The sequence below is a fragment of the Streptomyces sp. NPDC037389 genome, from assembly GCF_040636475.1.
Taxonomy (GTDB): Bacteria; Actinomycetota; Actinomycetes; order Streptomycetales; family Streptomycetaceae; genus Streptomyces; species Streptomyces hesseae.
Window position 1 is genome coordinate 75683 of sequence record NZ_JBEZUS010000001.1, and the last position, 13889, is coordinate 89571.

The 13889-nt window shown below is 71.5% G+C and carries 6 protein-coding genes; 5 read left to right on the top strand and 1 reads right to left on the bottom strand.

The genetic code is table 11. From position 1 onward, the window contains the following. Positions 1-72: 72 nt before the first annotated feature. Positions 73-846 (bottom strand): hypothetical protein, encoded by a 774-nt coding sequence (locus AB0E98_RS00380; RefSeq protein WP_361696965.1) that lies wholly within the window; start codon positions 844-846, stop codon positions 73-75. Positions 847-1183: 337 nt separating this feature from the next. Here AB0E98_RS00380 and AB0E98_RS00385 point away from each other — a divergent pair, with 337 nt between their 5' ends. Genes AB0E98_RS00385 through AB0E98_RS00405 form a run of 5 tightly spaced genes read left to right on the top strand, consistent with a single transcriptional unit; the run spans position 1184 to position 13817 of the window. Continuing rightward, entirely contained in the window at positions 1184-5878 is a 4695-nt protein-coding gene (locus AB0E98_RS00385; RefSeq protein ID WP_361698094.1) for a DUF6603 domain-containing protein, read from the top strand. Continuing rightward, positions 5875-8217 (top strand): hypothetical protein, encoded by a 2343-nt coding sequence (locus AB0E98_RS00390; RefSeq protein WP_361696967.1) that lies wholly within the window; start codon positions 5875-5877, stop codon positions 8215-8217. Before AB0E98_RS00385 ends, AB0E98_RS00390 begins: the two co-directional genes overlap by 4 nt. Continuing rightward, the gene (locus AB0E98_RS00395) at positions 8210-11737 is read left to right on the top strand and encodes a hypothetical protein (RefSeq protein WP_361696969.1); all 3528 of its coding nucleotides are present in this window, start codon (positions 8210-8212) and stop codon (positions 11735-11737) included. Before AB0E98_RS00390 ends, AB0E98_RS00395 begins: the two co-directional genes overlap by 8 nt. A 26-nt stretch (positions 11738-11763) precedes the next feature. Beyond that, positions 11764-12690 carry a hypothetical protein gene (locus AB0E98_RS00400; RefSeq protein ID WP_361696971.1) on the top strand — a complete coding sequence of 309 codons (927 nt, stop codon included), beginning with the start codon at positions 11764-11766 and terminating at the stop codon, positions 12688-12690. After that, positions 12687-13817, top strand: coding sequence for a hypothetical protein (locus tag AB0E98_RS00405; RefSeq protein WP_361696973.1), 1131 nt, complete (start codon positions 12687-12689; stop codon positions 13815-13817). The genes AB0E98_RS00400 and AB0E98_RS00405 overlap by 4 nt, the downstream gene beginning before the upstream one ends. Positions 13818-13889 lie beyond the last annotated feature (72 nt).

Below are 13889 nucleotides of genomic sequence, written 5' to 3' on the forward strand. Positions count from 1 at the left end.
ATCAGCGATGGAGGGGGATTACGACAGAGGGCGTCGGAGGCGTGGGGTGCCGGTGGGAAGCTTCTGTGGATGTCAGTCCGCTGCCGGGCGGTCGCAGATCAGATAGGGGATGCGTTGCTCGCAGGGGCCGCAGGAGTGGGCCGTCCACGAGCCCGGCCCCTTCCCGGAGGAGCCCTCGCCGCGCCAGGCGATCTGCTCCTTGGGCTTGCCGGTCCTCTTGTCTATATCGGGGACGAAATCAGGTCCCCGGTAGTACTCCTCGGCGATCCGTACATACTCCACGGGCCCCCATGGATTCGATCCGGCGACTTTGTCGGCAAGCGCGAGCAGAAGTTTCATGGCGGCGCATTGGCTGGTGACGCCGGTGATTGTCTCCGGCAGGTCGATGCTGCCCCACCGGATGTTCTTCCACCCCTTGCGGCTGTTGGGGAGCGGGCGGTCCGTGAGGGTCCATATCCTGGGGCGATCCAGGCTCTTGAGGTGCTTCTGCTGGATCCACGGCGGGTTCTGGTTTCCGCTGCAGGCGACGAACCGGTGCTCGACGCCGCGTATTCCGGCCTCCAATACCCCGATCATGAACGCCTCTTTTTGCAGAGTCGTCTGCTCCTCCTTCCCGTCTTTCTTCTTCGTGCGCGTCGACGTGTCCGCCCGGACCTCCGCCACTATCTGGCCGAGCACCTTGCGGAGTTCCGGGCTCTCGGGCACCTCCGGGACCCCGTGGGCGTTCTTCCCTGCCGCGCCCCGCCATTTGCCGCACCGCAGGCAGGTGTCCTTCCGGCTGCCGCCGTGCAGGAGGTTGTCCTTGGGGTCCGGGTCTCCGGGCTTTCTGAGTTTCGTGTCGGGCATGCGCCTCGTCCTGGAATCGTCGACTGGTCCGGCAGAGCGGCACGGTACGCGCGCGCGGGCGGGTGGCGGCTGTTTTCGGACGGGCTGGCGCAGGCCCGCCACGAGCGCGTTTCGGACTGTCATGACCATGAGGAAAGGCAGGTCGTGGCCGGTTTTCGACAGGGTGTGGCCACAAAGCGCGGTACATCATGACAAAACAGCCGACAGGAGGACTGGCTCGATAGTCGCCGACCATGATCCAGACGCTGCTACCGTCCCGCCGGATTTGGTGATTCGACATCCATGACGGCCCGTGCCCAGCGCGGCCCGAACAGTCGGGAGGGAATGCGTTGTGGCGATGACCGTCGGCGAGCTCAAAGAATGGCTCACCGGTCTGCCCGCGAAGTCGGAGCTGGCCGTTCCGGACGGCCTTCCCGATGAGTTGGGAGACCTCAAGGGTGCGATCGAGCCCGGCGCTCTGGAGAAGTGGTTCACTTTAGGCTCCGAGCTCACGGGCATCGATACGGATCCCGCGAAACTGCGGCTCAGCGGAACCTTGTTCACCGATGCGCCGGCCGTGTCCTTGTGGTTCTTCGCCGATAAGGACGCACCCGCCGACGGGGACGAAGTCATCGGTGTCCAGATCGCCGTGTCACTGAGCGAGAATCCCATTCTCGGGGCGTTGTCCGGCATCGGCCTCCAGGGCCTCATGCTGGTTTACGAGATCCGTATGCTCGACGGCGCCGCCGTCCGTAAGCTCTCCGCCCAGGCGGACATCGAGCTTTCGGAGACCGAAGCGCTCACCATCACCTGCGCGCTTGATTTCGAAGCCGACCGCACAAGCTACGACTTCACGATCGAGCCCGAGGAAGGCAAGCAGTTCCACGTCGCCGAGGCGTTCTTCGGGCTGTTCGGCGCCGCGCCGCCACCCGTGCTCAAGGGCGTAGAGCTCGAACGCCTGGTGCTGGGGTTCGACCGGGGCAAGAGCCCCGGGTTCCGGGTCGAGGCGGACGCCGCGTTCCCGCTGGGGGACGTCGCCGCGGACTTCGGCGTCAAGGCCGCCCTGACCAAGCGGACGGGCGAGGGCGCGACCGGCTACGACCAGGAGTACGAAGCCCGTCTGTCGCTGGCCCTCCCCGCCCCCGAGGGCACCGACCCCCGCGTCCTGACCTTCACCGTCAAGGACGCGCAGCACGCGGACTTCTCCGCCACCTGCGAGGACAGCAAGGGCGTCACCCTCGCCGATCTGGCCGGCCTGCTGGGCATGGCGGACGGCGCGAGCGCCGATGTCCTGGACCTGCTGAAGGTCACCATCAACAAGCTCACCGTCGGCTACTCCGCCGCCCGCAAGTCCATCGTGCTGGCCGCCACGAGCGACCAGGACAAGGGCGGCGGCTCGCTGGTCGTCGTGTCGGACAAGCCGGTCGCCACCGAGGCGCGGGCCTGGGCCGTGCGCGTCGGGGTGACGCTGGAGGCCATGCTCTCGCAGGTCCCGCTGCTGCACGGGCAGATACCCGACGGGCAGGACGCCGGCCTGCGCGGCCTGGGCGTGCTGATCGCCTCCCAGAACCTGACTGCCACCCGGATCGGCGAACTCAACAAGGCGCTGGCCGCGAGCGACGAAACGCTGCCTCTGCTGCCCGCCGACGGGCTGACCAAGGGCCTGGCCTTCCTCGTCGACCTCCAGCTGCCGGGCCGTTCCGGGACCACCTCGCTCGTCGTGCGCGGCGGCGCGAGCGCCAAGACCCCGGCCCCCGTGCCCGCCCCGCAGCCGCCCCGGCTGATCCGCGAGGACGGCAGCCCCGTCGAGGACCGTGGCACCGTCGCCGCTCCCGCCGTTCCCGCTTCCCCGGCCACCGGCCTGCCCCTGGTCGCCTGGGCCGACGTCCAGCGCTCCGTCGGCCCGCTGCGCCTGCGCCGGATCGGCGCGGGCCTCGCGGGCGGGACCGTCTGGGTGCTCTTCGACGGCTCCCTCGGCATGGCCGGGCTCGAACTCGGCGTCGAGGGACTCGGCGTGGGCATCGACCTGAAGACCGGCACGCTCGACTTCCGGCTCGACGGCATCGCCGTCGCCTACTCCCGCCCGCCGCTCGCGATCACGGGCGGGCTGGTGTTCAAGGAGGACTCCAAGTACGACCCGCTGGTCGAGGGCGTACTGGCCGTCTCCGCCGAGAAGTTCGGGATCACCGCGCTCGGCGCTTACGCACGGCAGAAGCCCGACGGCGAGTCGTCGATGTTCCTGTTCGGCGAGGTGACGGGGGAGTTCGGCGGACCGCCGCCGGTGCAGATCACCGAGATCATGGCCGGATTCGGCTTCAACACCGATCTGCGGCTCCCCGACGGCGACGAGGTCCTCCAGTTCCCGTTCCTCAAGGACATGGCCAAGCAGGATCCGGACGCCGACCCCATGGCCGTCCTCCAGACGCTCATGGGCAGCGGCGACGACGCCTGGGTGCGTCCGGCGACCGGGCAGCTGTGGTTCGCGGCCGGACTGGGCTTCAAGGTCTTCGAGTTCCTGGAGGGGAAGGCCCTGCTCGTCCTGGAGGTCGGCGACGACTTCGCCGTCGCCGTCCTGGGCACGGCGGAGGCGCGCTTCCCCAAGGACGTGGGCCTGAAGGCGTACGCGCGGGCACGGCTGGGGATCTCCGCGAAGTACCGCGAGAGCGAACGCACCCTGAAGATCGCCGCGCAGCTCGCGCCGGGCTCGTTCCTCATCGACGAGGCGTGCGTCCTGACCGGCGGTTTCGCGCTGTACACCTGGTTCGACGACGCCCACGCGGGCGACTTCGTCCTCACGCTCGGCGGCTACCACCCGGACTTCCCCGTACCGGCGCACTATCCGCAGGTGCCCAGGCTGGGCTTCAACTGGCCGGTCACCTCCGAGCTGACGATCAGCGGCGGTTCGTACTTCGCCCTCACCCCGGGCGCGGTCATGGCCGGTGGCGCGCTGGACGTGAACTACCGCTCCGGCGACCTCCACGCCTGGCTCAAGGCGGGCGCCAACATGCTCATCGAGTTCGCCCCGTTCCACTTCGATGTCGGCATCGACATCAGCATCGGGGTCAGCTTCGTCCTCGACCTGTGGCTGGTGCGCGAGACGATCAGCGTCGAGGTCGGCGCGTCCCTGCGGCTGTGGGGACCGCCGACGGCCGGTGAGGTCACCGTCCACCTGTGGTTCATCTCCTTCACCATCGCCTTCGGCGACGGCAGCGCGAAGGACGGCCGCGCGGCCACCTGGGACGAGGTGCTCAAGCAGCTGCCGGACGCGAAGGACGCCGTCCGGCTGACGCCCATGGCCGGTCTGTCCCCGGCACGGGCCAAGGACGCGCAGGGCGAGGAGCTGTGGGTCGTGGGCCCTGGTGCGTTCTCGTTCGCCGTCCGGACGGCCGTCCCCGTCTCCGAGCTGCGGCTCGGCAAGGAGACGGGCGCCAAGGAGATCACCGGACACAAGGTCGACATCCGCCCCCGGCGCAACGACGGCAAGGACCTGGACTCGGTCCTCACCGTTTCCCTGACCAAGGACCACGGCACCGACCAGCCCGACCTGGGCGCCTGGACCGTCGTGGAGAACAGGGCGAGCCTTCCCGCCGCGCTGTGGGGCCCGTACGAGGACGAGCTCTCCGCCAAGGACGCACCGCGTGTCCCGGATCAGCTCATGGGCGTCGACCTGCTGCTGCCGCCGCCCACCGAGGGCGACACACCGGGACCGATCAAGGCCGGGGTGCTGGCGCACGATGACCGCAAGCCGGACGGGACGCTGCCGCTGCACCCGCCGGCGCCGGCCCTGCGGACCATCGCCGCCGAGCTGTTCACGGAACCGGCCCGCGACGTCGCCCGCGTGGGCGCCGCCACCGGCGCCACCTCCGGGACGCTGATCGACCAGTCCCGCGACCGGCTGTTCGCGGCCATGGGCTACCTGGGCGTCAGCCCGGGCACCGACAGCAACGACAGGCTGACCGCCGAGGACAGCCTCGTGGCGGGCGACGTCACGGCGAAGATCGCCGACACGGTCCCGGGCAAGCCGACCGTCAGCGAGCGGCTGTACGTGCTGGGCGCAGGGCAGACCGTCACCCCGGTCGACGCCCAGGGGCTGACGCCGTACCCGCCCTTCGCCCTTCAGCACGAGAAGCCCACGCACCTGGCCGTCAGCCCGGACGGCAGCCGCCTGTACGCGGTCGGCGGCTCGGAGCACATCGACGTCTTCGACACCTCGGCCGATCAGCCCGACACGGCGATCCCCATGGACGCGAGTTCGTTCACGCTGGCCAAGGACGCGCGCGGAGCGGTCTTCTCCCCCGACGGCAAGTGGGCCTACGTCACCTACCCGGAGCCGAACCAGATGGTGATCCTCGACCTGCGGGGCAAGGCGGCGCAGCGCGTACACGAGTACGGCGTGATGACGAAGGACTGGGGGAAGGCGATCCCCGCGGACGTGGCCCCCGCCTTCCCGTGGGACGAGAAGCACCAACAGGTGTACATCGCCCTGCCCGCCGAGGACAGGGTCGTGAGGGTCGACGTCTCCAGCCTGGCCAACCCCACCGGGCAGGCATGGCCGTACGCCGGCCCCTCGCCCACCCGCCTGGCCGCCGACCCCAAGGGCCGCTGGCTCTACGCGCTCAACGCCGGCAGGTCCACCGTCACGGTCGTCGACGTCCACGCCGCCACCGACGAGGCCGCCGACACCGTGGTCACCACGCTGCGCACCGGCACCGACCCCAGTGCCCTGGTCGCCTCCCCGGACGGCCACTGGCTGTACGTGGCTAGCGCCACCACTGGCACGGCCTCGGTGTTCGACACCTCCGGCGCCAAGCCCGTGGAAGCGGGCGAACCCGTCTGGGTCGGCCCGAAGCCCGTCGCGCTCGCCGTGTCCACCACGGGCGACCGGCTCTACGTCGCCCTGGACGAGGACCGGACGCTCCGGGTCGTCGACGTGGCCGCGAACCCGCCCGTCCTGCTGCCCGACACGGTCCCGCTCACCGACGACCCGCTGGCGCTGGCCGTCGTCCTCCCGGCCGCCGACAACTCACGAACCAAGGAAGGCGGTGCGGCGTGAACCGGCCCGAGCACCTTTCCGACCCCGACCCCTCGCTGAACGTCGAGTTCCGCGACTCGCTCGTCCCGCGGATCACCGCGGGCGGCTACACCCTCACCGCGTCCCAGACGCTCACCGGCGCCCCGGAGTACCTGCCCACCGCCGACAAGCCGGTGACCCGGCACATCGAGGTGCGGGCACCCCGCTTCACCGTGGAGGCCGAGTGGGTGCACGGCGCTTACCCGCCGCCCGGCGCCACCGGCCTGTACGACGACGTGCTGCCGCACCTGACGCTTGGCCGGCCCACCCTGCCCTGGGAACGGGAAGAGCACATCGGTGCCAACCGCGAGCGGGTGCCCTGGCTGGCCCTCCTCGTCTTCGGCGAGGGCGAACTGCCCGGCGACCCGCACTGCCTGGGCCAGACGGACCCGTTCACCGTGGAGCAGCTGAAGCGCGGCGAATGCACAGGCGTACCGCCCAAGTTCGACAGGACCACCGAGCCGATCGCGGACGACGAGATGAAGACCGTCTGCCGCACCGTCCTCGTGCCCCGCGCCGTCTTCCACGCCGTCGCACCCGCGCAGCATGAACTTCCCCTCCTCACCCACGTCCGCCACGTCAACGAGCAGCACCAGGGCGTCACCCTCACCGAGGACCGCGTCCAGATCGGCGACTACGCCGTCGTCACCGGCAACCGGCTGCCCAGCCCCGACGGCGGCCGCTACATCGCCCACCTCGTATCCCTGGAGTGCTGGCTGGACCACCTGCCCGACGGGAGCGAGGACAAGGAGGCGTACACCGGCCCGGCGGAGCAGCTGCGACTGATCTCCCTGTGGTCCTGGTCCTTCGAGACCCTCGCCGACCACGCGCCCGGCTTCGCCGCCCTCACCGAGCACTTCGTCGACACCGAGGGCAAGGACGGGACCGAGCTGCTGCTGCGCGTCCCCGTGACCGACCTGCCGTCGCCCAGCGCCGAACAGCGGGAGGTCACCGAGCGGCTGCACGACGGATACCTGCCGGTCTCGTGCCGTACGGAGTCCGGGCGCGCCACGTTCGGCTGGTACCGGGGGCCGCTCGTCGCGCAGCCCGTCAAGGAACAGTCCGCGACGGACCGGCGCCGGTGCGCGGCCGAGGCCCTGATCCACCTGGAGCAGTACGGCGTCTTCGACGTCAGCCTCGCCACCGCCTTCACGGCGGGCCGGGGTGTGGCCCTTTCCGACCACCAGTTCGCGGCGGCTTTGCTGCGGCTGCGCGGCAAGGTGCGCACGGCGGCCGAGCAGGCCCTGAACCCCACGCCCGCGGCCGGTGCCCGGGCGCGGGTCGAGCAGCTCGTGGCGGGCGGTCTCACCGGCCACCTGCGAGAGCTCCACAGGCAGCCCGTGGCCACCGCCGCCGCGAACGCGGTCCGCACGACGATCACCCCCGTGGCCGACGCGACCGCCCTGCCCGCCCTCGCCGACATCACCGTCGAGAAGCTGCGTGACGACGCCGCCCTGCGCGACCGGCTGGGCAAGGGCGTCGAGGGCATTACCGGCGGCGGCGAGAAGCCGACGACCCCGGACGAGGACTTCACCGCCGTACGCGACTGGCTGCTGCGCCTGCGGAACCTCACGGGCGTCCCCTTCGCCCACCTCGTGCCGGATGCCCGCATGCTCCCGGCGGAAAGCCTGCGCTTCTTCCACGTGGACGCCGACTGGACGACCACGCTGGTCGAAGGCGCCCTGAGCGTCGGTCTCGCCCACCGCTTCGACTTCACCGGCGACGACCTGCTCTTCGGCCCCCAGGGCGCCCTGCCGGAGCCCTCCGCCCCCGTCACGGGCATGCTGCTGCGGTCCCGGCTCGTCAGCGGCTGGCCGGCGCTGGAGGTCCGCCCGTACGCGAACCCCACCGAGACCGGCGGCGAGACCCCGCTGACCGTCCTGCGCCGGGAGGCGCTGGCCGAGGACGTGCTGCTCGTCCTCTTCGAGGGCGTACCGGGCCGGGTCGAGATCGCCGAGCCCCAGCAGGGCGTCCACTTCGGCATCGACGAACCGGACAACGGCCGCAGCCCCGCCCCCCTGGGCGACGGCATCATCCGGCTCCGGTCGGTCAAGGCGGAGACCGGGCCCATCGGGCAGGAGATCAAGGGCGCGTACTTCCCGAAGGACGGCGGCGGACTGCGGGACTACGTGCGCAAGCCAGGGGAGGGGAGCCCCGACACCGTGCTGCGCACCGCCAAGCTCGCGAACGGGCTCGCCGGAGCGTTGGGCCTGCAACCGCCGCTCAGCCCGGCCCGATTCGCCATCCAGATGATCAACGCGGCCCAGCGCCGCACCTTCACCACCGCACCCGTCACGACAGGAGACCACCGCAATGGCTGACCGAGACGAGACACTCGTCGTCCCGGTGAACGTGGACGCCCTGGTGGTCAACGAGAGCCTGCGCGTGCGGGGCGGCCAGGGCTTCCGCCGCTGGCAACCGAACTTCAACCTGCTCCGCCACAACCGCACCCCCGAGCCTGACCCGTTCACCAACGACGACCCGTGGAACGCCACACAGGAGGGCGAGGGCAAGCAGTACGACGGCGTGTACGTGCGCTGGGAGCTGCCCGAGGCGCTGCGCCGGGGGGCGTCCCGGACACAGGGCGGCCGCACCGAGTTCCCGCTCGTTCCCAACCGCTGGCTGGTGGTCCGGTACGTCAAGGACCGGCCCGAGCACCTGGCGGCCTGGGTGGTGGAGAGCGACTTCCTCGACCCGGAGGAGGGCACTTCGCGCTTCGTGCACCCCTTCGACAAGGGCGTCAGCGACCCCTCGAACACGCCGTTCCGCTCCACGATCATCACGACGAAGGCGGGACGGGCCCTCGGTATCGGCCCGGACGGCACGGAGTGGCACGAGCCCACCGAGGAGTCGCGCAAGAAGCTGTTCCTGACGGCGGTCGGCCCGGGCCTGATGACCTTCCACGCCTACCAGCCGTACCACCAGAACGTCTTCTCCTTCCACGACCCGCTGACCGGTATCGACCTGGAGACCGTCGACTACCAGGTCGTCGGCTGGTACTCGGACGCCGCGCAGGAGGAAGTGCGCCGCCTGCTCGCCGCGCCGGACACGACCGTCGAGGGCGTGCTGGCCGGGCTCGGGTGGACGGTGAACGGCCTGCCGCAGGGCTGGACGCCCGGCAGCACGACCTACTGCGGCCGTGTCGCCGGCGTGGCCTGGGACCGCGACGGCGCGGCCCCCGACTCGGACCGCCCGGGCAAGAGTGCCGACGTCACGGTCGCCGTCGGCAGCAGCGCGGACGAGGCCCACGCGGCGCTGACGCCCCTGGCCCGCGCCGCTTCCCTGCCCGACGGTTCCGGCAACGCTTTCGAGGACACCGACCACGCCCTGCTGCACGCGCTGACGAGTGGCCTCGCCGACACCCTGGACGGCCCGGACGGCACGGTCCGTACCGCGCAGGAGCTGCACAAGGGCTGGTTCAGCCAGGTGCCCGGCGGCTACGTGTGGCGGCTCGCCGACAGCGGCGGCGACGGCAACGCCTCCGGCGACCCGAAGTCCGTCACCTGGTCGGGGGTGTCCTCCGAGCACGAGCAGTGGCTGGCGGGGCTCAACACCCGCCAGCGCGACCACGACACGAAGGTGCGGGAACTCGCCTACCTCCAGCAGCGGTTGTACGCGCTGTGGTGGATGCACGGCCTGCCCCTCATCCCGCGCCACTTCACCCGTGAGCAGTTCCGCGCCGAGATCGACCGGGACAACCCGCGGGGGCTCGCCGCCGAGGTGGCTCAGCGGAAGGCGGACCTGACTGAACGGGAGAGCGCCCTCACCGCGTACGCGGCCGCCCCTCCCAAGGGTTGTGAGCTGCGCCGTGAGACCCTGCCCCCGTTCTGGCAGGTGACCGACCCGTCGGTGGTGCTGTCCGGGACCAAGGGTCACGCGGCGCCGCACGCCGCGCCGGCGAGCGGCAAGGACGGGCTGCCGGTCCGGCTGCCCGGGCAGATCACCGGGGGCGTCCCTGTGGGCGGGCAGCTGCCCGCGCCGTTCGCCGCGCTCAAGGCGGCCGGACTGCCCCCCGTCGTGCCGGCGCTTCTGGGTGAATTCCTTGAGGCGCTCGGGGGGAAGACGCTGCCGGAGTGGCGGCAGCCGTGGAAGCCCCTGCTGTACCAGTGGCAGGTCCAGCACTGGAACGTCCCCTACGAGGGCTGGGAGTTCGACGGCACCCGCTACCAGTGGCTGCGCGGCGAGGCCGACAAGGACCACATCGCCGACGCGATGGGGCGGCGCTTCCTCGTCCCCCTGATCCAGCACAATCTCAACGGCGCTCTCGAACGCCACGGCGCCGCCGCCGAGGCCGGGCAGGCCGGGGACCTGGACCTGCTCTCCCAGAAGCTGGACGGTCTCACCGGCCGGCTCGCCTGCCGGGACACCGCGCCCAACCTCAGCCCGCCGGGCGAGATCGGTGACCTCATCGGCGACGTCCGGGGCCACCTGCCGCACACGGGACCGCTGCCGGTGCCGTTCGAGGGCTGGCTGCCGTCCGGGTTCGCCCAGATCCGGGCCGGGCAGTTCGCCATGGCCGCGCTGAGCATCGTCGACGAGTTCGGGCAGACCCTGGACGTCCTGCTGTCCGGTGACAAGGACTACCTGCGGCCCGTCGTGGGCGACAGCCTGCTGCCGGGCGAGAAGCGTGCCGATGACCACCTGCCGGACCGCTTCGTCCAGCTGCCGCCACGCCTCCTCCAGCCCGCCCGGCTGCGCTTCGACTTCGTCGACGAACGGCAGGACGACAAGCTCGTCGACCTCGAAGCCGGCACCACCCCGGTGTGCGCCTGGATCATCCCCAGCTACGTGGACCGCTCGCTGCTCTGCTACGCCCCCGACGGCACGCCGCTCGGCGAGCTGCGCCTGAAGCTGCGCGCGGACGCGTCCTCGCCCGACGGCGTCACCACGGTGCTGGGCTGGGACGCGCTGCCGGACTCGTCCGTCCGCACTCTCGACGACCTGGCCGCCGCGCGGCCGCAGCTGTACGCGTTCCTGCGGGAGCTCGTCGCCAAGGGCCCGGACGCCTTCGCGGACCTGCTGTCCACCGTCGACCGGTCGCTGACCGGCATCGACCCGGGCAACCCGTACGGCGACGAGGTGCTCGGCGCGCTCCTCGGCCGGCCGCTCGCCCTCGTCCGCGCCCGGCTCGGCTTCGAACTGGACGGGCCGCCGGCCGCCGACCCGGGCTGGCAGTACGCGCTGGACTGGCGGACGCCGCTGGAGTGGGACGAGGGGAAGCCCGTACCCCCGCAGATGGCCCACCTGGCCTACCAGTGGCCGGTACGGCTCGGAAATGCCGGGCAGCGGGGCGACGGCCTGATCGGCTACTTCACCGAGACCGACTACACGGCCTTCCACGCGGTGGCCACGCCGGACACCGAGCGTCCCACGGACTACGTGAGCGAGATCGGCGAGGCGAACTGGCCGCGCCTGGCCGCCGACTCCCAGCAGCACACGCACCTGACGCTGCTGCTCGACCCCCAGGCCGCCGTCCACGCGACGACCGACCTGCTGCCCGTCACCGAGCTGCGCCTTCCGGCCCGTTTCACCCGCAACGCGATGGCGGCCCTGAAGCCGGCCCTGCGGCTGAGCCCCGTGCTGACCACGACGCGCAAGCTCCCGGCCGCCCCCGCCCAGGCGCCCGCCCCCGCCCCGCTCGCCCTGCCGCACCCCACGTCCCCGCAGGGCACCTGGGACTGGGCCGAGCTGACCGTCCCCGACGGGGCGGCGGACCCCCAGTGGGCCCACCAGCCGATCGTCCAGATCGACCAGAAGGCCCGCTTGGACGAGGACGGCCCTGTCGTCCGCACGGGCTTCCTGCGCCTGACCAACCCCTTCGACGGCGGTGCCGCCCAGTGACCTCTTCCCCGAAAGGAACCACCCCCGTGACCGACCCGGCCCCCCTCGGCCAGACGCTGCTGGACTACGACGTCATCACCGAGCCGTTCCCGCTGTACGCGGCGACCGACGGCGCCCCGCCGACCACGCTCCACATCGTCGCCTCCAACGGCGGCGCCGAATCCGTCTATGTGCGGGAGATCATCTTCTCCCTCCCGCACGGCGACCTCGCCCAGAGCCTGGTGGGCGGCGACAAGGACGGTGACGGCAGCGCCGACGGCTGGACGGTGGAGCAGATCCAGCAGGGCGCCGTCGTCGGCCTGCCGCCGGGCGACTACGAGCACTTCCGCGCCACGCGCCAGGACGAGAAGACGCCGGTGGACCGTTCCGGCATCGTCTTCACGCTCAAGGACCTGAGCATCAGCAAGCAGCCGGGCGTGGCCAGGATTGAGATCCGCGAGACGGCGTCGAAGAAGCAGGGCGCCTGGCCGACCAGCCCCGGCTACACGACGTGCGCGATCACGAAGTTCCCGGTGCCGGAGATCCCCGTCCAGATAGTCAACGACTTCCGCGCGGAGAAGCCGGAGGCCGCGTCGGGCGGTGACGTCCACCTCACGTGGCGCGGCCCGAAGACGCTCGACTACACCGTCTCGTACGGCTCGGGCGCGAAGGCGGCCGACAAGCAGCAGGCCACGGTTCGTAACCTGGAGTGGAGGGGGACGGTCACGCGTGACACGACCTTCTACCTGACGTATGTCGTCAACCAGGCCACGCACTGCCTGACGACGACGGTGACGGTGCCGGACCCGGAGCTCACCGGGCTGAAGGTGACCGGCGCGGCCACGGTGACGGGCGATCTGACGGTCGGTGGAAATGCGGGCGTCACCGGCACCGTCGAGGCCACGGACGACATCACGACCCACCAGCACTTCCTCGACCCCAAGGGCACCCCGCTGCGGGGAGAGCTGAAGTGACGGGAAAGTTCGTGGTCAAGGGGCGCATCACGGCCTCGGGTGACATCGGTACCAGCGGTGGCCGCTACAAGATCGTCAATCCCGCCGGCAGCCAGGGCTTCGACCAGGAAGGGGACCATCAGTTCACCGTCCCGGACGACGTCACCATCCTCGACCTGCGCCTCCAGGGCGCGGCGGGCCGGGACGCGGGCGGTGCGAGCGGCGGCAAGGGCGCGGACATCAAGGCCCTCCTCTACGTGAACCCCAAAGACACGCTCACCGTCCGGATCGCCCGTAACGGCGCCTCGGGCGCCTCGGCGCAGGTCTTTCACGGGGACACCCTGATCGCGGGTGCGGGCAGCGGGGGAGACGCCGGTGAGGCCGGTGGTGGCGGCCAATCCGGGGACGAGGGCGGTACGGGTGGCCCCGGCAAGGGCTCCGGTGCGCAGCGGTCCAGTGGGGGATCCGGAGGCAGCGGAGGCAGCGGAGGTCCGGGCGGCGCCGGAGGCGACGCCGGCCTGGTTCAGCCCGGTGGCGGGACAGCCGCAGGCGCTTCGGGGTCGGTGGGAGGCCACGGCTCCTCCGGTGGCAGCGGCGGAGGCGGCGGAGAAGGCTGGGGCTACTGGGGGCAGAGCGCGGGCGACGGTGGTGGCGGAGGCGGTGCGGGAAGCCCTTCCGGCGCCGGCTCCGGTGGTGGAGCCGGCAGTGATGCGGCGCACAGCGGCGGCAATGGCTCGGGGATGTCGGGTGGTTCGTCAGGGGCGCCCGATACGTCGGACGATGCTGACAACAACCGGGGTGGATACGGCGGTACGGGCGGCGACGGCGGATCCGGCGGCAGGGGAGGCACGGGTGGCGCGAACGGCAGCAGCGGAGCCCGCGCCGCTGACGGCGGTTCCGGCTCCGACGGTTGTGGTGGCGGAGGTGGTGGCGGCGGAGGCTCGGGCACAGGGTTCGCGGCGAGCTACGCCGGTGGAGGCGGTGGCGGAGGCGGAGGTGGCGGCGCCGGAGGCGGAGGCGGCCAGGGCGGCCATGGCGGCGAGAGCTTCTTCGCCGCCGACAAGGCCACGCTGATGTCCGCGAGCGCGGACCACTCAAGCCCCGCGCACGTCACCATCGCATGGGGGAACCACACCTTCCCCGCGTGAAACACGAGGGCCGGGCTATTCGCCGAGCTCGCCGCGCTCCGCTACGCGGCGGCGGACCTGGTCCTCCTGCGC

What these genes read in the sequence shown, in the direction of transcription:
- AB0E98_RS00380 (WP_361696965.1), bottom strand. Translation starts at nt 846, where the DNA reads ATGCCCGACACGAAACTCAGAAAGCCCGGAGACCCGGACCCCAAGGAC.
- AB0E98_RS00385 (WP_361698094.1), top strand. Translation starts at nt 1,184, where the DNA reads ATGACCGTCGGCGAGCTCAAAGAATGGCTCACCGGTCTGCCCGCGAAG.
- AB0E98_RS00395 (WP_361696969.1), top strand. Translation starts at nt 8,210, where the DNA reads ATGGCTGACCGAGACGAGACACTCGTCGTCCCGGTGAACGTGGACGCC.